Source organism: Mycobacteroides franklinii (genome assembly GCF_001853795.1).
Taxonomy (GTDB): domain Bacteria; phylum Actinomycetota; class Actinomycetes; order Mycobacteriales; family Mycobacteriaceae; genus Mycobacterium; species Mycobacterium franklinii.
This window is the reverse complement of sequence record NZ_MLIK01000019.1, coordinates 1,653,504-1,671,651: the sequence shown is the minus strand read 5'-3', so window position 1 is coordinate 1,671,651 and position 18,148 is coordinate 1,653,504. Positions and strand designations below refer to the sequence as shown.

The window sequence follows — 18,148 nt, the reverse complement described above, 5'->3', positions numbered from 1 at the left end:
TGTCAGCGAGTCTGTCGGGGCGGTGTCCCGATTGTCAAGAGGCAACCAAGCCGGACGGAGAGACATGAGCCTTCCCCGCCAGGACGACGCCAACAGCGTCTTCACCCACAGCCCACACGACGATTCGGACTACATCGGCGAGGCGACAGTGACCGTTCGCGGTGTCGACATCCCGGTCGAGCTGGAGCTGAAGGGCTATAGCGAGCCGATCGACGGCGTCTTCCGCTGGATCGGCCGCATCAGGCCGAACGACCAGCTGAGCGCGATCGTCGGAGACGAGGCGCGGGTTAAGGCAACCATCCGCACCACACACAGCGCCCGCGATGCGTTCATCGGCGACCCCGACCCATGGAATCGGTACCGGGTCATCGGGAAGAGCACTCCGCCGTTCCACGTGCCCACCGATCTCTCGGAAGTCCAAGCAGAATAAGGGCTTTCGCTCTTACCGTGCCCGCGCACGGATGAGCGCAGTCAACTCATACTCAACCTCGCGCAGCGGCTGTACCGAGCGCGCGGCCTGCGCCTGCAATAGCGCACCTTCGATCGCACTGACCGTGAGCGATGCCAGGCTGTCGACGCCTTCGGTCACCCCCGAATCACGAAAGGACTCCGCCAGCCGGGCCCGCATCGCCACGAAGGCATCGTGCGCCGCGGCACGGATTTGCCCCTCCCCCGGCCCGGCGAGCGCGGCCGCAGCGTGGGGGCAGCCGGTGTCGAAATCGTGGGTCTCGAGCTGTTTGACCCACCATGCGATGAACTTCGTCAGGAGGTATTCGGCGTCTCCCCGGACCCTCAGCGCGTCGAGGAATCCGTTGGCAAGCTCCGACGCCTCGCGCTCGGCCGCGGCAATGAGCTCCGCCTTGCCCTCCGGGAAATGCTGATAGATGGAGTTACGCGCAGTGCCGCTGCGTTTCAGCAGGTCAGCAAGGCCGGTGGCATGCACCCCGCGTTCACGCATCATCGCGATCGCACTGTCGATCAGCCGTTGCCGCGGACCCGGTGTCACCTCGTCCTCCTCACCCGATATGGACCAATCGGTCCATGCCCTGCTACCGTCGGCATGGACCAATCAGTCTACGCGGAAGGGTGGCCATGACCACGGAAATCGAGAACCTGTCCGGACTGGAGCTACTGCGCAGCATGGGCGGGACGGTCGAGGGGACACCTCCCATGGCCCGTCTCCTCGGGATGCAGCTGGAGGAGATCGAGTTCGGGTCGGTCTCGTTCAGCGTGGTGACCCGGCCTGACTTCGCCAATCCGCTGGGCACTTTGCACGGCGGTATCTGCGCCACACTGCTCGATTCGGTGCTGGGCTGTGCGGTGCACTCCACCCTCGAACCCGGAGTTGGTTACGGGACACTCGAACTCAAGGTCAACTACGTCCGGACCGTCCCCGTCGACGGCGAACGCCTGATCGCCACGGGCACCGTGCTGCACCCGGGCCGCCGAGTGGCGACGGCCGAGGGCAAGGTTGTGGACTCCCAGGGCAGGTTGGTGGCGCACGGCACCACCACCGTCATGGTGTACCGCTGATGAGCGCGCGCGACGAAGATCGGGTGCTGATGAGCGGCTCGCGCGAAGAAGATCGAGCACAAACGAGCGCCGAGGACTTCACGCGCGCCTCGGCGGCCATTGAGGCACTGATCGCGGCGGTGCACCCGGACCAGTGGGATGCCGCGACGCCGTGCGCGGAATGGAATCTGCGCCAGTTGGTGGAACATCTCGTCGAGGTGAACTACTCACTGGCCCAACGCTTCGGTGGCCCCGGCGGAGACACCTGCGACGACCCGGCGGCCGCCTACCGCCGATCAGCGCAGGCGCTGAGTGACGCACTGGCACGTCCCGGCGTGCTGGATCAGACCTATCCCGGCCCATTCGCGCACACCACCGGCGAAAGACAACTTCAGGTCCGCATGGCCGACCTGGTGACGCATGGCTGGGATCTGGCGCAGGCCACCGGAATTCCCGCGGACCTGCCCCTCGACCTCGTCCAGAACGCGCTGGGATTCGTGGAGAAACTTGCCGCCGCATTCGCCCGGTCGGGGAAGTTCGGTACCCCGCAGCCCGTTGCCGCGGATGCACCGATACTCGACCGCCTGGCGGCGCTGAGCGGACGTCCGGTCGGTTAGCCCTTCGGGGCTAGAAACGGGCCATCGCCTCAAGGCGCGCAATGCGATCGGCCATCGGGGGATGCGTCGAGAACAGCGACGCCATCCGGTCACTGGCCCGGAACGGGTTGGCGATCATCAGGTGCGACTGGCTGGCCAGCTGTGGCTCGGGCGGCAGCGGCGCGGCCTGCACCCCACCGGAAATCTTGCGCAGCGCCGAGGCCAGCGCCAGCGGATCACCCGTCAGCTCGGCACCGGACTGGTCGGCCTGATACTCGCGCGAACGAGACACGGCCATCTTCACCACCGTGGCGGCAATGGGCCCCAGCATCGAAACCAAAAACAGCGCAAAGGGATTGGGGCGATCCTCGTCACCGCCACCGAAGAAGTTCATGAACATCGCCATATTGGCCAGCCCCGAGATGACGGCGGCCAGAGCGCCGGCGACACTGGAGATCAGGATGTCGCGGTTGTAGACGTGCGAGAGTTCGTGGCCCAGCACCGCGCGCAGTTCACGCTCGCTGAGCAGTTCGAGAATGCCGGTGGTGCAACACACCGCGGCGTTGCGGGGATTGCGGCCCGTGGCGAACGCATTGGGCGCATTGGTATCGCTGATGTACAGCCGGGGCATCGGTTGGCGAGCGACGGTCGCCAGCTCCCGCACGATCCGGTACATGGCGGGCTGCTGCAACTCGGTCACCGGCTGGGCGTGCATGGCGCGCAGCGCCAGGGTGTCGCTCTTGAAGTACACATACGCGTTCATGCCCACGGCGAACAGAACCGCCAGCAACAAGATGCTCGGGCTGTGAAACAACGAGCCGATGAACACGATCATCGCCGACATGCCACCCAGCAGCAGCACTGTCTTGAGCCCGTTGGCGTGGCTAGATCCTGCCGCCGGCATGTTCATCCTCCTCGTTACTCGGTGTCACTCAAGCTAACGAAGAAGGGACCGCTCGGGTTCCAGGCGCGCTACCCGTGACGGCGAACGGTGTACTCGATGAGCACAGCCAGCGCGTCGCGGGCACCACCCGGTGGCAGCTCCACCAGCTCGGCCTTGGCACGGTCGGCGTAATCGATGACGACGGACTTGGCTTGTGTGAGTCCGTTGGAGGCCCGCAGCAGGGTGAGCGCCTCCTCCACCTCGGCATCGTCGGCGATGGGTGCTGCCAGCAGGGTGCGCAGCCGGTCGGAGCCGGGACCGGTATCGCGCAGGGCGTACAACATCGGCAAGGTGTGCACTCCCTCACGCAGGTCCGTGCCGGGTGTCTTGCCCGACTCGTCGGTGAGGCTCTCGATGTCGATGATGTCGTCGGAAATCTGGAAGGCCGTGCCGACGATGGCACCCAGGCGGCTCAGCCGTTCGATCTGCTCGTCATCGCAGCGCGACGTCATCGCACCAAACCGACCCGCCGCCGCGATCAGTGAACCGGTCTTCTCGTGGATCACCTTGAGGTAATGCTCGGTCTCATCACCGCCCTCGGGCACCCCGACAGTCTCACGCATCTGGCCGGTGACCAGCTCGGCGAACGTCTCGGCGACGATCCGCACGGCCGCCGGACCCAGCCGGGACACCAGCCGGGAGGCTGTGGCCAGCAGATAGTCCCCGGCGAGGATTGCCACGTTGTTGCCCCACCGCGCGTTGGCGCTGGGCACTCCACGGCGCTTCTGCGCCTCGTCCATGACGTCGTCGTGGTACAGCGTGGCCAGATGGATGAGCTCGCACACCGCACCGGCGAGGATCACCTCATCGTTGTCCGGATCGGGCCCGGTCTGCGCCGCCAACACCGTGAACAGCGGGCGGAAACGCTTACCGCCGGCGTGGAAAAGGTGCAGCACAGACTCCGTCAACAGCGGGTCCGACTGCCCCAGCTCGGTCACGATGAGGGTTTCGATGGCGGCCAAATGGTCGCGCACCTTGGCGGCGAATACGGGATCACCGAGGTCAACTCCGGCCACCGTGGTCGAGTTACTCACCGGTCCAACATACTGGGAAGGTGCAGACCTCAGCGGACCTGGTCGTCATCGGTGCCGGCCCAGCCGGATCGGCGGCCGCGGCATGGGCGGCCCGCTCCGGCCGTGACGTGGTCCTGGTCGATTCGGCGGTGTTCCCCCGAGACAAGACCTGCGGCGACGGACTGACCCCGCGCGCCGTCGAACAGCTCGAGTTGCTGGGCTTACGTCCGTGGCTCGACGAGCACATCCGATACCGAGGCCTGCGCCTGCACGGCTTCGGCGGCAATCTCGAAGTCCCCTGGCCCGGACCGTCTTTCGGGGGCACCGGCAGTGCGGTACGCCGCACCGAACTGGACGACAAGATCCGGCAGGTGGCCGTCGACTCCGGCGCCAAGATGGCCGCGTCCACCAAGGCTGTTGACGTGGAACGCGACGCCGCGGGCCGAGTGACCTCGGTGCGGGTGCTCAACGACAGCGGGCCGGGAGAGATCGCGTGTAAGGCCGTCATCGTCGCCGACGGGGTGCGCTCCACCCTCGGGAAAGTCCTTGGACGTGAGTGGCACAAGGACACCGTGTATGCCGTCGCCGGGCGCGCGTACATCGAGTCGGCGCGTGGCGACGACGAATGGATGACCTCGCATCTGGAGCTGCGCTCCCCCGAGGGCGACGTGCTGCCCGGATACGGCTGGATCTTCCCGCTGGGCGGCGGACAGATCAACATCGGTGTCGGCGCACTCGCCACCTCTAAACGCCCCGCCGACGCGGCGTTGCGTCCGCTCATCGAGTACTACACCGAACTGCGCCGCGAGGACTTCGGCCTCAGCGGGCGGCTGCAATCGATAGCGTCGGCACTGCTGCCGATGGGTGGTGCGGTCTCCGGCGTGGCGGGTTCCAACTGGATGCTCATCGGCGACGCCGCGGCGTGCGTCAATCCACTCAACGGCGAGGGCATCGACTACGGGCTCGAGACCGGTCACCTGGCGGCCGAGGTGCTCGACGCCGACGATTACTCGCAGCTGTGGCCCGAGCTGCTGCGGGATCGGTACGGGCGGTCGTTCTCGATCGCGCGGCGGCTCGCCTCGCTGCTCACCTTGCCGCGCTTCCTGCCCGTCATGGGGCCTGTTGGCATGCGTTCGGCGATGCTGATGCGGATTGCCGTGCGCCTCATGGGGAATCTCGTGACCGACGAGGATCACGACGTGATCGCGCGTGCCTGGCGGGTCGCCGGTGCCGGTTCACGGCATCTCGATTCCCGCCCGCCCTTTTCCTAACCGCGAGCAGACATGTCGTGCAGAGGAGTTCCAGGACAGAAGTGCGATAAGCGTCTGTTGTCCGGGAGGCGCTAGAGCGTGGCGACGTGCAGCGCGACGATGCCGCCGGTCAGGTTGCGCCACCGCACATTCGACCAGCCGGCCGAGAGGATCTGCTGTGCCAGCGCCTGCTGATCGGGCCACGCCCGGATCGATTCGGCCAGGTACACATACGCATCCGGATTGCTACTGACGGCGCGCGCGACTTCGGGCAGCGTCTTCATCAGATACTCCATGTACAGCGTGCGGAACGGCCGGTTGACCGGTGTCGAGAACTCGCATACCGCAAGGCGGCCACCGGGTTTGGTGACACGAGCCATCTCACGCAATCCTTCGACGTGATCGACGACATTGCGCAGGCCGAAGCTGATGGTCACCGCGTCGAACGAATGATCGGCGAACGGTAACCGCGTCGCATCTCCGGCGACCTTCGGCACGTTGCGGCGGGCTCCCGCCTTGAGCATGCCGACCGAGAAGTCCGCCGCCACGCACCACGCGCCCGACTGGGTGAGTTCCGCCGTCGAGACTGCTGTGCCCGCGGCGATGTCGAGGACCTTGTCTCCGGGCTTCAACTTCAGCGCCGCCCGAGTGGCGCGGCGCCAGGAACGGTCCTGCCCGAAAGAGAGCACGGTATTGGTGATGTCATATCGCTTGGCCACCGCGTCGAACATGGACGCGACCTCGTGCGGATCCTTTTCCAGGGTGGCGCGGTTCATACCGTGACGGTACAGGGCAGCCCCTTTTACCGCCGACGCGATCACCCGTGCGTCAACGTCGCGGTGTACTGGTATCGCACGTGTTCGTATCGCATTGCCCTTGCGCCCCCGGGTAGCCTGGATAACAGGTGCAGGCGCGAGTGCCGTTGTGGTTCTGTCGGGCGCGCTTGGCCTCATACAGGCTGAAATCGGCTTCTCGCGAGAGCGATTCGAAGGTGAAGTCTTCGTCGTAGCTGTACTGCCAGGCCGAGCCCACGCTGATCGAAACCATGGGTTCGGCGGTCTTCAACGGTGCGTCGCAGATTCGCCCCAGCACGGTGTCGACGTCCTCAGAGCGGTCCAGAAAGGCCACGACCATGAACTCGTCCCCGCCGATGCGGGCGGCGATATCGCGCTGACGGATGCCGGCGGCGAGCGTATCGGCGACCCTCTTCAAGGTGGAGTCGCCGACATCGTGGCCGTAGGCATCATTGACTTCCTTGAAATGATCGATGTCCACCACGAACACCGCCACGACCGCGGGCCGCGGTTCCCTACGTAGCCGGGCCCTCATGGCCGATTGCACGCCCCGGCGGTTGAGTAGGCCGGTGAGCGGATCACTATGTGCGGCAATGGCATTCCGCCGGATAGACTTGCGCACTCCTTCGATTACGGCCTGTATGACGATGGGCAAGAAGACCACGTTCGAGTACGCCGGGGCGTTGTACACGTACAGCTCGGATAGCGTGGCGGCACCGGTATGAACGTTCCACAGCGTCAGGGCAGTGATCACGACGGTAGCGAAGACACAGTGCGCGGCCAGCACCCGCCACCCCAGCAGGAAAGCCGCGAAGATCCCGATCAGGGCGAGGTGGTTGGTGGCGCCGAGCTGCGATGCGGGTTGAGAGCACATGCTGGCGCCGACAGCGGTTGCCGTGTCAGCCCAGAAGACGAACGCAATGGCCCAGAGCCGGCTGGGCCATGGGCGCACAATCCACGCCAAACCCACCAGCAACGCCGAACCGGCAGCAATGCCATGTATGGTCCGCGGCCATAGACCCTGCGGCCCCAGCGGATTGAACTGCACGATCACCGCCAGCACGGTCATCGACATACACAGCACCCCAATGGCGATTTTCAATCGGGCGGTGTTTCTCGTCGTCTCCAGCGCCATTGTGAGGAATCGATATGTCACCCCGTACCGGCGGCCCTGACGGTCAATATCTACGGGCCGCGGTTCAATTACGAGATTGTTAGTCTCGCCCCGCTTCGAGGAGCGCCGATCCGCTACCTCCATTATTTGCCACTCAAAAGGGTCGGTTTTCTTTACGAAAGACCACGGGTCTCACGAACAGAATTAAATGATCGGCCGAGCCGATCAACGCATATCACCATTGTCATGACCTATCCGCCCGGGCGGGCGACCGCAACGGTAACGCGCCAGCACCGCCACGGTCCGGGCCTGTCGAGACATAATCCGCACGGCGACAACCTGATTGGTCGCCAGAAATTCCGTGATTCATCACTGATCCACCTCAGTAGTTGCCGTCACCAACTCACAAGGAAGGCCTTACCCCGACCGTGACGGAATCGCCCCGCACGATCAATTCGTTCGCATTCTCGTAACGGCACCGTACCATTGTGCCCATGGCCGTTACCAGTTTCCGGGAATCGCGCGAGCGCGCCTGTTCGGCCGCGGCCTAACTGCCCCACAGAATTATTCGTCCCACCTTTGAACAAGTCCGCGGGCGTATCGAGGAAATAGTCAGGCGGTCATGATGCCGCGGCCAAGCGTGGTGCCCGCCGCCGCGGCGTAGTGCTCGAGCAGCTCATCGCAGATGGCGGGCCAGGTGCGCGACAGCACTCCCCGCCGCGCGGCCGCCGAGAATCGGCTGCGCGTCGCCGGCTGCACCAGATGGTCGACCGCCATGCCCAGCCGCGCCTCGAAGTCGGCAACCGGCAGCAGCATGCCGTTGCGCCCCGGCACCACCAAGTCGCGCGGCCCGCCGGCGTCGGGCGCGATGGACGGCACCCCGCTGGCCAGTGCCTCCTGCACCGCCTGACAGAACGTCTCGTGCTCTCCCGGGTGGATGAAGACATCGAGGCTGGCGTATGCCCGCGACAGCGCCGAACCGGTTAGCTCACCGGTGAAAACCGCTGTAGGCATCTGCTTTTCGAGTGCCTCTCGCTCCACGCCGCCGCCGACGATGACGAGTTGCAGATCATCACGATCGGCCAGCACGGCGAGGCGCTCCACATGCTTTTCGGGCGCAAGCCGACCGACGAACCCGATGATCGGCTTACCTTCGGGCGACCAGGATCGGCGCAGTTCCTCGTCACGCGCCGAGGGCGCGAAACGTTCGATGTCCACACCGCGCGACCACCGAAATACCCTTGGAATTCCATGCGCGGCAAGGTCTTCCATCGCGGAGGAGGACGGTGCCAACGTGCGGTCGGCACGCCCGTGCAGGTGCTTGGTCCAGCGCCATGCGGCACGCGCGGCGAAACCGGCGCCGTAGCTGTCGGCGAATCCCGCCACGTCGGTCTGATAGACGGCCACGACGGGGATGTCGAGGTGCTGTGCGGCGCGCAGTCCGCCGTATCCCAGCACGAACGGCGAAGCCAGGTGCACCACATCGGGCGCGAACTCACGAAGGATCCGCACCATGCGCGGCTGTGGGACTCCCAGCGGCAGCGTGCTCACCTTGGGAAACATGATCGCCGGCACGCGGTGCACGGGAATGCCCTCGTGTTCGGTGGCGGCGGGGGTCTGTCCGCGCGGGCTGTCCGGCGCGATGACGACGGCCTCGTGTCCGGCGCGGCGGAGGTGCTCCAGCACCCGCAGCACCGAATTGGACACTCCGTTGACGTTCGGCAAGAACGACTCGGCGACGATCGCGATGCGCACATCGACAGCATGTCAGTGTCAACTGGCAGTTAGGTTGCCCCCAGGCATACGTCACGCAAACTTAAGCATGAACGGGAGCAGGGCTGCGGCGCTGCATCCAGGCAAGACCCAGCAGCAACGTCCCGGCAACCGTCCACACCACCACGATGATGGAGCCCGCAGGCACAATCGACAGTGATGCGTTACGCCCTTGTACGCGAACCAAATCCGGGTTTGCCTTGTCGTATTCAACGTAGATGCGCATACCGGGGCTGAGCTCGGACGGGTAGAGAACGCCCAATTCTGGTCGGTACGTGACGCGTTCGGGCGTGACGAACTCGATGGTGGATCGCCGCGGCCCCGCACTGAGCACCTCAGCCAACGCGACACCCATATCCCGCTCGATGGCCTTGTCATTGCGCCAGGCCCCGGCGACCAACAGCAGCGACTGCAAGGTCATCAATCCCGCCAGTACCAGCACCCCGATCCGGACTCTCTTGATGACCCGAGAGCGCCGGTTCACAGAGCGGCCCTGATCGCGGCGTGCAGCTCGCGCAGAGTCGAGCGGTCGGCCTTGACCTCCAGAACCCTGATGCCCCTGGCCGGTTCGTCCAGTGCGGGGCCCAGCTCCTCGACCGAGATGGATTGCGAATCCACATGGTAGGCCCGGCACAGCGCCGCGATATCGACATCGTGCGGGGTGCCGAAGATGCGCGAGGACACATCGCGGAATCGCGGGTCGCCCTGCTCCAACAGCTCGAAAATGCCGCCGCCGTTGTCATTTGAGACCACAATGGTCAAGTTGTCGGGCCGCGGCTCGGTCGGGCCGATCAGCAGGCCCGAGCTGTCGTGCACAAAGGTGAGATCGCCGATCAACGCCACCGTGCGGCTACCCTGGTGCGCCAACGCCGCGCCGATCGCCGTCGAGATCGTGCCGTCGATACCGGCAACGCCCCGATTGGAGCGCACGCGAACATCTTTGGCGCCCCATGGGACAAGAGCAGCATCGCGGACCGGGTTGGAGGCGCCGAGCACCAGCTGGTCCCCGTCACGCAATGACCCACATACCTGCGCCGCCACATGCAGACCCGTGGTGAGGGGATGCGTGCTCAGCTGCCCACGCACCGCATCGAGTGCCTTCTGGTGCGCGTGGGCGCACCGTTGCAGCCAGCCGGCATCCGGGCTTCCGGACGTCATCGCCCGGGTCCCGGTGGCCTGCGAGTTGCCGGACACATCGGGCCAGCGCGGCCCGGTGGTCAACGCGTACACCGGAATCCGGCTGTCCGCCAGCAACGATGACACCTGCCGATGCAGCGTGGGCCGCCCCAGCATGATCACCTGCTGCGGATGCAACAGCGCGAGCGCCAGCGGATGAACCGGGTTATCGGGTTGCGGCGCAGTCGGTTCGGCCACCGTGGGCAACATCGAAAGATTCGGGTGCGCGGCCGCGCCGTGCCCCGCTATCACCACCGTGTCGGGGGTCAGGTCGATCTCGACGGGTTCATCGAACGTCACGTCCGGGGTGTACGTCCATGGGGCGCCACCGGGACGTCCGGCGGGTACCGGGCCGCCGTCACGATCGGGCACGAGCGGTTCCCGCAGTGGGATATCGAACTGCACGGGCCCGGCGTTGGCGGTGCGGGATCCCTTGGCCGCAGCCAGGACTCGACAGGTCGCCGAACGCCAGTGCGGATTCTGCGCCTCGATCTTCTCCGAACCCTCTTCCGCCAGACCCAGGCTGACGGCAGCGCGAACCTGGGTGCCGAAGTAGCCCAGCTGCTCCATGGTCTGATTGGCGCCAGTGCCCAGCAGTTCGTACGGGCGATTGGCGGACAGCACGATCAGGGGCACCCGGGCATAGTTGGCCTCCACCACCGCCGGGCCGAGGTTGGCTACCGCCGTCCCGGACGTCATCGCCACGGGAACCGGGGAGCGGCTGGCGGCGGCAAGCCCCACGGCCAAGAAGCCGGCGGTGCGCTCGTCGATGCGCACATGCAGCCGCAACCGGCCGGCCTTATCGGCATCGTGCAGCGCGAAGGCCAGCGGGGCGTTGCGTGAACCGGGGCACAGCACCACCTCGCGGACACCGCCGCGGATGAGCTCGTCGACGACGGCATGGGCCTGCGCGGTCGACGGGTTCATGCCTTCAGGGTGTCATACCGTGCGAGCGGTGCTCGCAAAGAACTCCAGGATCACGCGGTTGACCTCATCGGGCTGCTCGATGAAGCCCAGATGCCCGGCATCGGCGATCTCGACGTACTTTGCACCGGGAATCGCGTCGGCCACCTCTTTACCAAGGTAGGGCGGCAGGGTCATATCGTCGGTGAACCCGATGACCAACGACGGGACGCGGATATCCGCATAGGCACCGGGCCGGTCGGGAGCGGGTATGGCGCTGCGCTGATGGTCGATGCCGCCCGAGGTCGGCTCCGGCCACAGCGTGAACATGTCGATCCAGTCCTTGATGGCCGCATCGTTGTTGAGGGTCTTCGGCGAGAAGTTCAGCAGCAGGCGCATCGCCGCCTGGTACGCCGCCGGTACCTCGACGCCTGACGCGGACAACTCGAGCTCGGCCTTGCGGAAGAACGACCGCGTGGAATCCTCACGGCCACGGGTCCCCATGAACACGGCGGCGGTCACCAGATCGGGGCGGGTGAGCGCGAGCTCCTGGGCGATGAGAGCGCCCATGGAGAACCCCACCAGCCGGGCCGGGGCGGCACCGAGATCTTCGATGAGCGCCGCGGCGTCGTCCACCATGTCCTGCAGCGTGAAGCCATCGGCCGACTCGGTGGTCGGCGGTATCCCCCGGTTGTTGAAGGTGATGGTGCGATACCCGGCAGCGCGGAAGGCCGGCACCTGATGCAGGTGCCAGCTGCGCCCCGCGCCACCACGCCCGGAGATGAAGACGACAGGATCGCCCGAGGCGCCGAGCGCCAGGGGTCCACGGTCGTCGTAGCTGATCTGGATGCCGTTGATGTTCGCGAGAGGCACGTTGACTGAACCTACCGGTTCAGCAGCGCGTAGCAGTCGGCCACTCGGTGCTGCCACCAATCGCGCCGGTCAGCGGGTGCGGCGAGCGCGGCCAGCCGAGCCGGGTCGGGGGTGAACGATGCCACCGCGAGGTGACCGTCCACCACAGGCGGCACATCCGCTACATCGTCCAAGAAGAATCCTCCGGTGCCCAATCCACAGGCATGTTCCAGTACCGGGAGCGCCGCCGCCGCGCGCAGGCCGATTCCGATGCCCACCGCGCTGTCCAGCGCGCTGGAGACCACTACGGGCATGCCGATGCGCTCGGCGATCTCCAGCAGCGCGGCTACACCACCGAGGGGCGCCACCTTGAGCACGGCGATATCGGCCGCCTGCGCCTGCGCGACGCGTAGCGGATCACTTGCGCGCCTGATGCTTTCGTCGGCGGCAATCGGCACGCCCGGGAGACGGCGACGCAATTCCGCCAGTTCCTCCACCGTGGCACACGGCTGCTCGGCGTACTCGAGCGCGCCGTCGCGAGTCAGCGCGGTCAGCGCGTGGACGGCCTGCTCAAGGGTCCAGCCGCCGTTGGCGTCGACGCGTACGGTGTGAATCTGCGCGCGGACCGCGCAGACCCGCGCGATGTCCTCATCGAGTGTCTGTCCGGGCTCTGCCACCTTGATCTTGGCGGTCCGGGCGCCCGGGAATCGGGCCAGCACCTCGGGCACGTCTGCGGCGGCGACCGCGGGCACCGTCGCGTTGATCGGAATTCGGCTGCGGCGCGCTGTGGGAAGCCCGCGGTACCCGACCTCGATGGCCGCGGCCAGCCACGCGGAGGCCTCGGGGGCCCGATACTCGGGGAAGGCGCCGAACTCACCCCAGCCCGCCGGGCCGTCGATCAGCGCGACTTCACGGGTAGTGATGCCGCGAAATCGCACCCGCATGGGTAGCGCGACGACATGCAACCGGTCGAGCACATCGTCCAACCCGGGCAGCTCCACGCCTGCGATCGTCGCACGCTGGTCAGGGGATCCACCGGGCCGCCCTGAAAGTGACTTTCGGTTCTAGGCAGCTTTGTGGCCGGATGCCAGTCTGCCCACGGCGATGTACGCGATGTGCGAAGGGAGAGGACATGGCAACGGTTCACGGTGTCGCGGGATTTCAATCGGGCTGCCGGTGCGGCGGCTGCTCCTCGGCGGAGTCACAGCGGCTGCAGCGGATCGGCGACGCGGAACGGGAACGCTGGGAACCCATCAACCAACGTGCCACCCGGCGCTCTCAGCGTTACTTCGCCGACGCTTCGGATCATCCGCTGAACTGGCAGAAGCCTTGGACCAAGGAGGAAATCAACACGGTGCTCGACGCGTCGTCGACCGCCGCGCAGGTCGCGACACGGCTGGGCCGTTCGGTCGGAGCCGTTCACGCGGCGCGCAGACGATTCCGCACCCGGCCACGCCGCAACTAGCCCGCCAGGGAAGCCACGCTGCACACCGCACTTCGGCTGGGCCACAACTTTATTGGCACCGAAAATCTCCTGCTCGGCGAGATCGTGCAGGGTAAGACCCCCTGACCAGGACGAAGATCCAAGTCCGTGAACCAAGAGGGCGATCACCGCGGCTGCATATGCGACGGTGCCATCCTCGTGCACCTTGCCAGCTCTTGGTGTACAACGTAAACTAGAGTGGGTAATCGGGCGCGTGCGTACCGCAAGAACGTCGTATCAGCGGCAAGAACTGCCTGGCGATGGTGGCGCCCGTCGACCTTCCTCGGCGGGCGCCGCCGCATGGCGCCCGATCCAAAAAAGCATCCGCACAATCGCGTTGGAGGTTTTCATGTTGGTTCGGCGCATTGCCCGCCCGCTGCTCGGCTCGTACTTCATCACCGCAGGTCTGAGTGGTTGGCGTGAGACGGCGACACCTAATGCCGAACCCGTGGTGTCCGGCGTCCGGAACGTGTTGCCCCAGCGAGCCACTCGATATCTGCCGGATGACCCGCAGGTGTACGCCCGCGCCAACAAGGCACTGCAGTTGATTGGCGGGTTGGCGTTGGCCAGTGGAAAACTGCCGCGGATCTCCGCACTGGTACTCGCGGGCACGCTCGTACCAACCACATTGGCCGAGAACCGTTTCTGGCAGGAGTCCGATCCCGCGGCGCGTGCGCAACAACGGGCTCATTTCTGGAAGAACACGTCCATACTGGGTGGCCTGATCATCGCGGGAATAGACACCGAGGGGCGTCCGGGACTGTCATGGCGCGCCCGACGGGCCACCCGCCACGCCGCCGAAGTGGTGTCCTCGGTCATCCCCACAACCAACCACCCGACACAGTCACTTACCGACAGAATGAATGAACTTGGCGACGCCACAAGGTCGTTGGCCGAGAAAGCGGGCGAACGCTGGGATGAGGTGTCCGAGACCATAGGCGAGGGAACCTCCACACTGAGTGAGATTGCCCGCCACAATGCGCCCAAATTGGCGGATTTCGCTCGCGACAAGGGCAACCAGCTCGCGAAGGTCGCGCAAGAGCAAGGCAGCACGCTTGCCGACGCCGCATCGCGGAGTGGTCGCAAGATCGCCGACCATGCCACACACCTGCGATCAGAACTGACAGACACCACAACGCGCAGCTAGTCCGCCAGACGAGCCCTGATCCATACGTGCGCCAAACCCCTGGCCAAACGACACCCCGCAGGCGTACCGTGATGTCATGTCAGTTGACATCAAACCCGTTCCCAAATGGCTCAAGTACTTCAACAAGGTCGTCATCGGCGGACACAAGGTAGGCCTCAAATTGCCGATGGTGGTCCTGACCGTCCCGGGCGCCAAGTCCGGCAAGCCGCGTTCGACTCCCATCACCCCATTCACGCTCGACGGGCAGCGCTATGCCGTCGGCGGAGTTCCGGGATCTGCCTGGATCGCCAACGCGCGTAAGGCCAAAGCGGGCACCCTGACCCAGGGACGGCATACCGAGCAGGTGCGCATCGTCGAGCTCTCCGCCGAGGACTCACGCCCGGTGCTCCGCGCGTTTCCGATCGAGGTGCCCACCGGTGTCGGCTTCATCAGAAACGCCGGGCTGGTCAAGGAGGGCACTCCGGACGAGTTCGAAGCCCTCGCCGGGATCGCCGCCGTGTTCCGGTTCGATCCGGCAGAGAGCTAAGCGCCCGAACGCCATATGTACCGATCGAAGGACTCCTGACCCGGATGAAGAATCCGGGATTGGTTTCCGCCGTTGCGCTTTGCCTGGTACATAGCGCTGTCAGCACACGCGGTGAGCACGTCAATCGACTCTTCCGAAGTCGCGGACACCACGCGCGAGATCGCCTGGGCGGCAACCCCCACACTCGCGGTCACGGCGATTCCCTCGGGCTTCAAGGTGGTGACGGCCTCTCTGAGCCGGGTAGCGAAGTCGGCGACGGCCTCCGCCGGACACACCGTCACCACGAGAAACTCCTCGCCACCCGGGCGACCGACCACACGTCCCCCAATCGAACCGGAAGTGAGTGCATCGGCCAGGTCGACAAGCACCAGGTCCCCCGTGCCGTGGCCGTACCGGTCGTTGATGGACTTGAATCTGTCGATATCGACGATGGCCGCCGCGATCACCTGGTCACTCTCCAGCATGCCCTCACGCGCGAGCCTGCTGTGCAGGCGCCGCCACTCGTCGTAGATACCGCGGCGATTGAGGATCCCGGTCAGCGGATCACGTTGTGCGGCAAATGCGTCCAGGCGCACCACCGCGATCCCGAACTGGATGACCGCAGGTATGAGCACCACCAGCAACAGCATGCTGGTCACCTTCACCACCGCAGTGATCGCCGCACCAACGGTCCCATCGGCGAGGCGGTACGACAATGCGATGATCACCGGCCCGCACCATGCAATATGCGCCAGCAGCAGACGGTTACTCAAGAAGAAGCTGACGTACGCGCCGACCGGCGTGAACAGCACCGTCCCCATCAGACCTGGTGGATCGAAGTCCTGCCAGCAGGCAATCGCGATCCCCACGTCGGCGAAGACGACGAAGGCAACCGCCTCACGCAGAGACGGCCAGGGCCCCACCACCCAGCGCACCGCCCAACCCAACGCCCCCACAGCACACAAGCCGACGATCACGCGGCCCACCGTGCTCCGGGGCCCGGTGTCGCTGAATTGCACCGCGACGCAGATTGCCGCGAAGACCAGCGCATACCCACCGATGACGTTGCGGACGGTCCGGTCAAGCTGGCGAGCACGAAGGGAAGCCCGCAACCAGCCCTTGGGAACCGGCTCGTTCCACCACTGGATCAAAAATCTCATCCATCCGGTGGAACGAAGGTAGGCGACAGTGCTGTTCAGCGGCATCTAGCTCTCCGGATTGGCGGTCGGCGGATTTCGCCTCGGCACCATCCGCACCTTCGGCAAGGGCGGCGCGGGCAGACGAGGCACCGCGCCCCGGTAACCGTCCACACGACCAAAGCGCTCTGATTCTGACTGCCATTCCTCGCGGAATCCCGCGATCTCGTCGTGATCGCGACCGACGAAATTCCACCACATCACGATCTGCTCGCTGAATGGCTTGCCGCCCAACAGAATCGCTCGAGCTGTGTCATCCATTGGGTTGGTCACGGTCAGTTGCTCCACTCCGGTGCCCACGTAACCCAGCTCACCGCGCGACAGCCGGGTGCCGGAGAACTCGACGGCCTCGGTGTCCACCAGTAGGCCGTGCTCGAACCCCGGATCGACGTCGAATCGCACCGTGCTGCGCGGCTCCAGTAGCAGCTCCGCACCGAGAAGCGCGGTGGCGGTACGCACCGGTGACACCTGACCCGCCAACGATCCCAGGAAAACCCGCACACTAACCCCACCGGCCACCACTGCCTCGGGGGCGTAATGCTGGAAATCTCTTGCCGCATCCCGAGATTCATTGGGCAACGCGACCCACAGTTGCACGCCGTGCAGCGTGGTGGTCTCTGGTGTCGACACCTCCGAATGACAGATACCGCGACCACCCGTCATCAGATTGAGCTCGCCCGGGCGCACCATGGCATGCACGCCATTGCTGTCGCGATGCTCGATCTCGCCGGTGAACAGCCAACTCACCGTCTGTAGTCCGGTATGTGGATGAGGCGCGACATCCATACCGCCGGTCTGCGTGATGTCATCGGGTCCATAGTGATCGGCAAAGCACCAGGCGCCGATCAGCGAGCGCTGGGCCTGAGGCAGAGTCCGCAGCACCGTCATCGCGCGCGGTCCGCCGAGTGGAACCTCTCGGGCAGTGAGTATTTCAACCACCGGCCGGCCGGCCCCATCCAGCGGACATGGGCCACCCTCGCACCGGGTTTCCGTCGGCGTGGTCTCGGTATTGCTCATGTCACCATCATCGGCCGAATTCACCATACGTGCGGCATAGTGGGTCACCATGGACGAACCCGACGCCACGGTCGCCGACGCTCCCGACAATCATCGATTCGAGATAACGGCAGACGGTGAGCTCGCGGGATTCACCGAATACTTGGATACCGCATTGGACGGCGCCGAGGTGCGGATCTTCTTTCACACCGAGATCGACGAGAAATTCGGTGGTCGCGGCCTCGCCGGGACGCTGGTGCAGTCCGCACTGACATCCACGCGGTCCACGGGACGCAAGATCGTGCCGGTCTGCCCCTACGTCAGGAAGTTCGTCGGCAAACACCACGAGTTCGACGACATCCTCAGTCCCGTCACCCGGGAAGCACTGGCGGCGGTCGAGGCACGCCAGGAATGAGCGAACATCGCGTCTACGTCGACAAACAAACTCCCTCCGTCTATCAGGGACTGAGCAAGGCCGCCGCCGAGCTCCGCACACGCGCCGCCGAAGCCGGGCTCACGCGAACGACACTGGAATTGGTCAACATTCGGGTATCGCAGCTCAACCGCTGCCTGTTTTGCCTTGACCTGCACACCCGGATCGCGCTCGAAGAAGGCGAGTCCACGCAGCGGATCGCCGTATTACCGGTGTGGCAGGAGGCCGAGTTGTTCAGCGATGTGGAGCGCGCGGCGCTGACGATCGCCGAAGCCGTGACGGAAGTCACCGACCAGCACCTCAGTGACGAGCAGTACGCCGCTGTGCGCGAGCACCTGTCCGACGATCAGGTATCGGCGCTGGTGTGGTCGGCGATCATGATCAACACCTTCAACCGGATCTCGATTCTGAGCCGCCACCCGATCAAGCGGCGCTGACAACCCGTCACAGGGCGGGAATACA

20 protein-coding genes and 2 pseudogenes are annotated in these 18,148 nt (G+C 65.5%); 10 read left to right on the top strand and 12 right to left on the bottom strand.

Annotated elements, in window-relative coordinates; translation table 11 throughout:
* Window positions 1–64: 64 nt before the first annotated feature.
* Window positions 65–430, top strand: coding sequence for a DUF4873 domain-containing protein (locus tag BKG76_RS15700; RefSeq protein ID WP_070938437.1), 366 nt, complete (start codon window positions 65–67; stop codon window positions 428–430).
* A 12-nt stretch (window positions 431–442) separates the two neighbouring features.
* Here BKG76_RS15700 and BKG76_RS15695 read toward each other — a convergent pair.
* A pseudogene (locus BKG76_RS15695) lies at window positions 443–1,043 on the bottom strand (TetR/AcrR family transcriptional regulator).
* 49 nt (window positions 1,044–1,092) lie between these two features.
* Here BKG76_RS15695 and BKG76_RS15690 point away from each other — a divergent pair.
* Both BKG76_RS15690 and BKG76_RS15685 read left to right on the top strand, forming a co-directional pair.
* Entirely contained in the window at window positions 1,093–1,533 is a 441-nt protein-coding gene (locus tag BKG76_RS15690; RefSeq protein WP_070938435.1) for a PaaI family thioesterase, read from the top strand.
* Window positions 1,533–2,129, top strand: a complete 597-nt coding sequence (locus BKG76_RS15685; RefSeq protein WP_070938434.1) for a TIGR03086 family metal-binding protein — start codon at window positions 1,533–1,535, stop codon at window positions 2,127–2,129. The genes BKG76_RS15690 and BKG76_RS15685 overlap by 1 nt, the downstream gene beginning before the upstream one ends.
* A 10-nt stretch (window positions 2,130–2,139) precedes the next feature.
* Here BKG76_RS15685 and htpX read toward each other — a convergent pair whose 3' ends face one another.
* A complete protein-coding gene (htpX, locus tag BKG76_RS15680) occupies window positions 2,140–3,012 on the bottom strand; it encodes a zinc metalloprotease HtpX (protein ID WP_070939275.1) in 873 nt (290 codons plus the stop codon).
* Between the two features lie 68 nt (window positions 3,013–3,080).
* A complete protein-coding gene (locus tag BKG76_RS15675) occupies window positions 3,081–4,067 on the bottom strand; it encodes a polyprenyl synthetase family protein (RefSeq protein ID WP_070939274.1) in 987 nt (328 codons plus the stop codon).
* Between the two features lie 38 nt (window positions 4,068–4,105).
* Between BKG76_RS15675 and menJ the strand changes: the two genes are divergently transcribed.
* Window positions 4,106–5,335, top strand: coding sequence for a menaquinone reductase (gene menJ / locus BKG76_RS15670; protein WP_070938433.1), 1,230 nt, complete (start codon window positions 4,106–4,108; stop codon window positions 5,333–5,335).
* A 71-nt stretch (window positions 5,336–5,406) separates the two neighbouring features.
* Here the strand turns inward: menJ and BKG76_RS15665 are convergent, their stop codons facing one another.
* The 7 genes from BKG76_RS15665 to BKG76_RS15635 form a co-directional block, all read right to left on the bottom strand.
* On the bottom strand, window positions 5,407–6,090 hold the full coding sequence (locus BKG76_RS15665; RefSeq protein WP_070938432.1) for a demethylmenaquinone methyltransferase: 684 nt from the start codon (window positions 6,088–6,090) through the stop codon (window positions 5,407–5,409).
* A 52-nt stretch (window positions 6,091–6,142) separates the two neighbouring features.
* Window positions 6,143–7,243, bottom strand: a complete 1,101-nt coding sequence (locus BKG76_RS15660) for a GGDEF domain-containing protein (RefSeq protein WP_070938431.1) — start codon at window positions 7,241–7,243, stop codon at window positions 6,143–6,145.
* 591 nt (window positions 7,244–7,834) lie between these two features.
* Window positions 7,835–8,977 (bottom strand): glycosyltransferase family 4 protein, encoded by a 1,143-nt coding sequence (locus tag BKG76_RS15655; RefSeq protein ID WP_070938430.1) that lies wholly within the window; start codon window positions 8,975–8,977, stop codon window positions 7,835–7,837.
* 61 nt (window positions 8,978–9,038) lie between these two features.
* On the bottom strand, window positions 9,039–9,479 hold the full coding sequence (locus tag BKG76_RS15650) for a DUF3592 domain-containing protein (protein WP_109420766.1): 441 nt from the start codon (window positions 9,477–9,479) through the stop codon (window positions 9,039–9,041).
* Window positions 9,476–11,098, bottom strand: a complete 1,623-nt coding sequence (menD, locus tag BKG76_RS15645) for a 2-succinyl-5-enolpyruvyl-6-hydroxy-3-cyclohexene-1-carboxylic-acid synthase (RefSeq protein ID WP_070938428.1) — start codon at window positions 11,096–11,098, stop codon at window positions 9,476–9,478. Before menD ends, BKG76_RS15650 begins: the two co-directional genes overlap by 4 nt.
* A gap of 12 nt (window positions 11,099–11,110) precedes the next feature.
* Complete coding sequence (locus BKG76_RS15640; RefSeq protein WP_070938427.1) at window positions 11,111–11,947, bottom strand: alpha/beta fold hydrolase; 837 nt, start codon at window positions 11,945–11,947, stop codon at window positions 11,111–11,113.
* Between the two features lie 11 nt (window positions 11,948–11,958).
* The gene (locus tag BKG76_RS15635) at window positions 11,959–12,927 is read right to left on the bottom strand and encodes an o-succinylbenzoate synthase (protein ID WP_070938426.1); all 969 of its coding nucleotides are present in this window, start codon (window positions 12,925–12,927) and stop codon (window positions 11,959–11,961) included.
* Between the two features lie 131 nt (window positions 12,928–13,058).
* Here BKG76_RS15635 and BKG76_RS15630 point away from each other — a divergent pair, with 131 nt between their 5' ends.
* From BKG76_RS15630 to BKG76_RS15620, 4 genes and pseudogenes are all read left to right on the top strand, one after another.
* Window positions 13,059–13,391 (top strand): hypothetical protein, encoded by a 333-nt coding sequence (locus BKG76_RS15630; RefSeq protein WP_070938425.1) that lies wholly within the window; start codon window positions 13,059–13,061, stop codon window positions 13,389–13,391.
* 3 nt (window positions 13,392–13,394) lie between these two features.
* Window positions 13,395–13,490 (top strand): annotated as a pseudogene (locus BKG76_RS25535) (Clp protease N-terminal domain-containing protein); the annotation flags it as partial.
* 268 nt (window positions 13,491–13,758) lie between these two features.
* The gene (locus BKG76_RS15625; protein WP_070938424.1) at window positions 13,759–14,556 is read left to right on the top strand and encodes a DoxX family protein; all 798 of its coding nucleotides are present in this window, start codon (window positions 13,759–13,761) and stop codon (window positions 14,554–14,556) included.
* A 76-nt stretch (window positions 14,557–14,632) separates the two neighbouring features.
* Entirely contained in the window at window positions 14,633–15,082 is a 450-nt protein-coding gene (locus BKG76_RS15620; protein WP_070938423.1) for a nitroreductase/quinone reductase family protein, read from the top strand.
* Here BKG76_RS15620 and BKG76_RS15615 read toward each other — a convergent pair.
* Both BKG76_RS15615 and BKG76_RS15610 read right to left on the bottom strand, forming a co-directional pair.
* The gene (locus BKG76_RS15615; protein ID WP_070938422.1) at window positions 15,079–16,266 is read right to left on the bottom strand and encodes a GGDEF domain-containing protein; all 1,188 of its coding nucleotides are present in this window, start codon (window positions 16,264–16,266) and stop codon (window positions 15,079–15,081) included. The two genes, BKG76_RS15620 and BKG76_RS15615, sit on opposite strands and share 4 nt — an antisense overlap.
* Window positions 16,267–17,274 (bottom strand): pirin family protein, encoded by a 1,008-nt coding sequence (locus tag BKG76_RS15610; protein WP_070939273.1) that lies wholly within the window; start codon window positions 17,272–17,274, stop codon window positions 16,267–16,269. It abuts the gene before it with no gap.
* Window positions 17,275–17,323: 49 nt separating this feature from the next.
* On the opposite strand from BKG76_RS15610, the gene BKG76_RS15605 reads away from it, so the two are divergent.
* Together BKG76_RS15605 and BKG76_RS15600 are read left to right on the top strand one after the other, a co-directional pair.
* Complete coding sequence (locus BKG76_RS15605; RefSeq protein ID WP_070938421.1) at window positions 17,324–17,668, top strand: GNAT family N-acetyltransferase; 345 nt, start codon at window positions 17,324–17,326, stop codon at window positions 17,666–17,668.
* Window positions 17,665–18,123: a carboxymuconolactone decarboxylase family protein gene (locus BKG76_RS15600; protein WP_070938420.1), complete on the top strand. Its 459-nt coding sequence runs from the start codon at window positions 17,665–17,667 to the stop codon at window positions 18,121–18,123. The genes BKG76_RS15605 and BKG76_RS15600 overlap by 4 nt, the downstream gene beginning before the upstream one ends.
* Window positions 18,124–18,148 lie beyond the last annotated feature (25 nt).

Bases quoted from the DNA above. Each gene is read 5' to 3' on its own strand.
- BKG76_RS15685 (WP_070938434.1), top strand. From the start codon at position 1,533: ATGAGCGCGCGCGACGAAGATCGGGTGCTGATGAGCGGCTCGCGCGAA.
- BKG76_RS15660 (WP_070938431.1), bottom strand. From the start codon at position 7,243: ATGGCGCTGGAGACGACGAGAAACACCGCCCGATTGAAAATCGCCATT.
- BKG76_RS15610 (WP_070939273.1), bottom strand. From the start codon at position 17,274: ATGAGCAATACCGAGACCACGCCGACGGAAACCCGGTGCGAGGGTGGC.
- BKG76_RS15620 (WP_070938423.1), top strand. From the start codon at position 14,633: ATGTCAGTTGACATCAAACCCGTTCCCAAATGGCTCAAGTACTTCAAC.
- BKG76_RS15625 (WP_070938424.1), top strand. From the start codon at position 13,759: ATGTTGGTTCGGCGCATTGCCCGCCCGCTGCTCGGCTCGTACTTCATC.
- htpX (WP_070939275.1), bottom strand. From the start codon at position 3,012: ATGCCGGCGGCAGGATCTAGCCACGCCAACGGGCTCAAGACAGTGCTG.
- BKG76_RS15665 (WP_070938432.1), bottom strand. From the start codon at position 6,090: ATGAACCGCGCCACCCTGGAAAAGGATCCGCACGAGGTCGCGTCCATG.
- BKG76_RS15690 (WP_070938435.1), top strand. From the start codon at position 1,093: ATGACCACGGAAATCGAGAACCTGTCCGGACTGGAGCTACTGCGCAGC.
- BKG76_RS15600 (WP_070938420.1), top strand. From the start codon at position 17,665: ATGAGCGAACATCGCGTCTACGTCGACAAACAAACTCCCTCCGTCTAT.
- BKG76_RS15605 (WP_070938421.1), top strand. From the start codon at position 17,324: ATGGACGAACCCGACGCCACGGTCGCCGACGCTCCCGACAATCATCGA.
- BKG76_RS15700 (WP_070938437.1), top strand. From the start codon at position 65: ATGAGCCTTCCCCGCCAGGACGACGCCAACAGCGTCTTCACCCACAGC.
- BKG76_RS15630 (WP_070938425.1), top strand. From the start codon at position 13,059: ATGGCAACGGTTCACGGTGTCGCGGGATTTCAATCGGGCTGCCGGTGC.
- menD (WP_070938428.1), bottom strand. From the start codon at position 11,098: ATGAACCCGTCGACCGCGCAGGCCCATGCCGTCGTCGACGAGCTCATC.
- BKG76_RS15615 (WP_070938422.1), bottom strand. From the start codon at position 16,266: ATGCCGCTGAACAGCACTGTCGCCTACCTTCGTTCCACCGGATGGATG.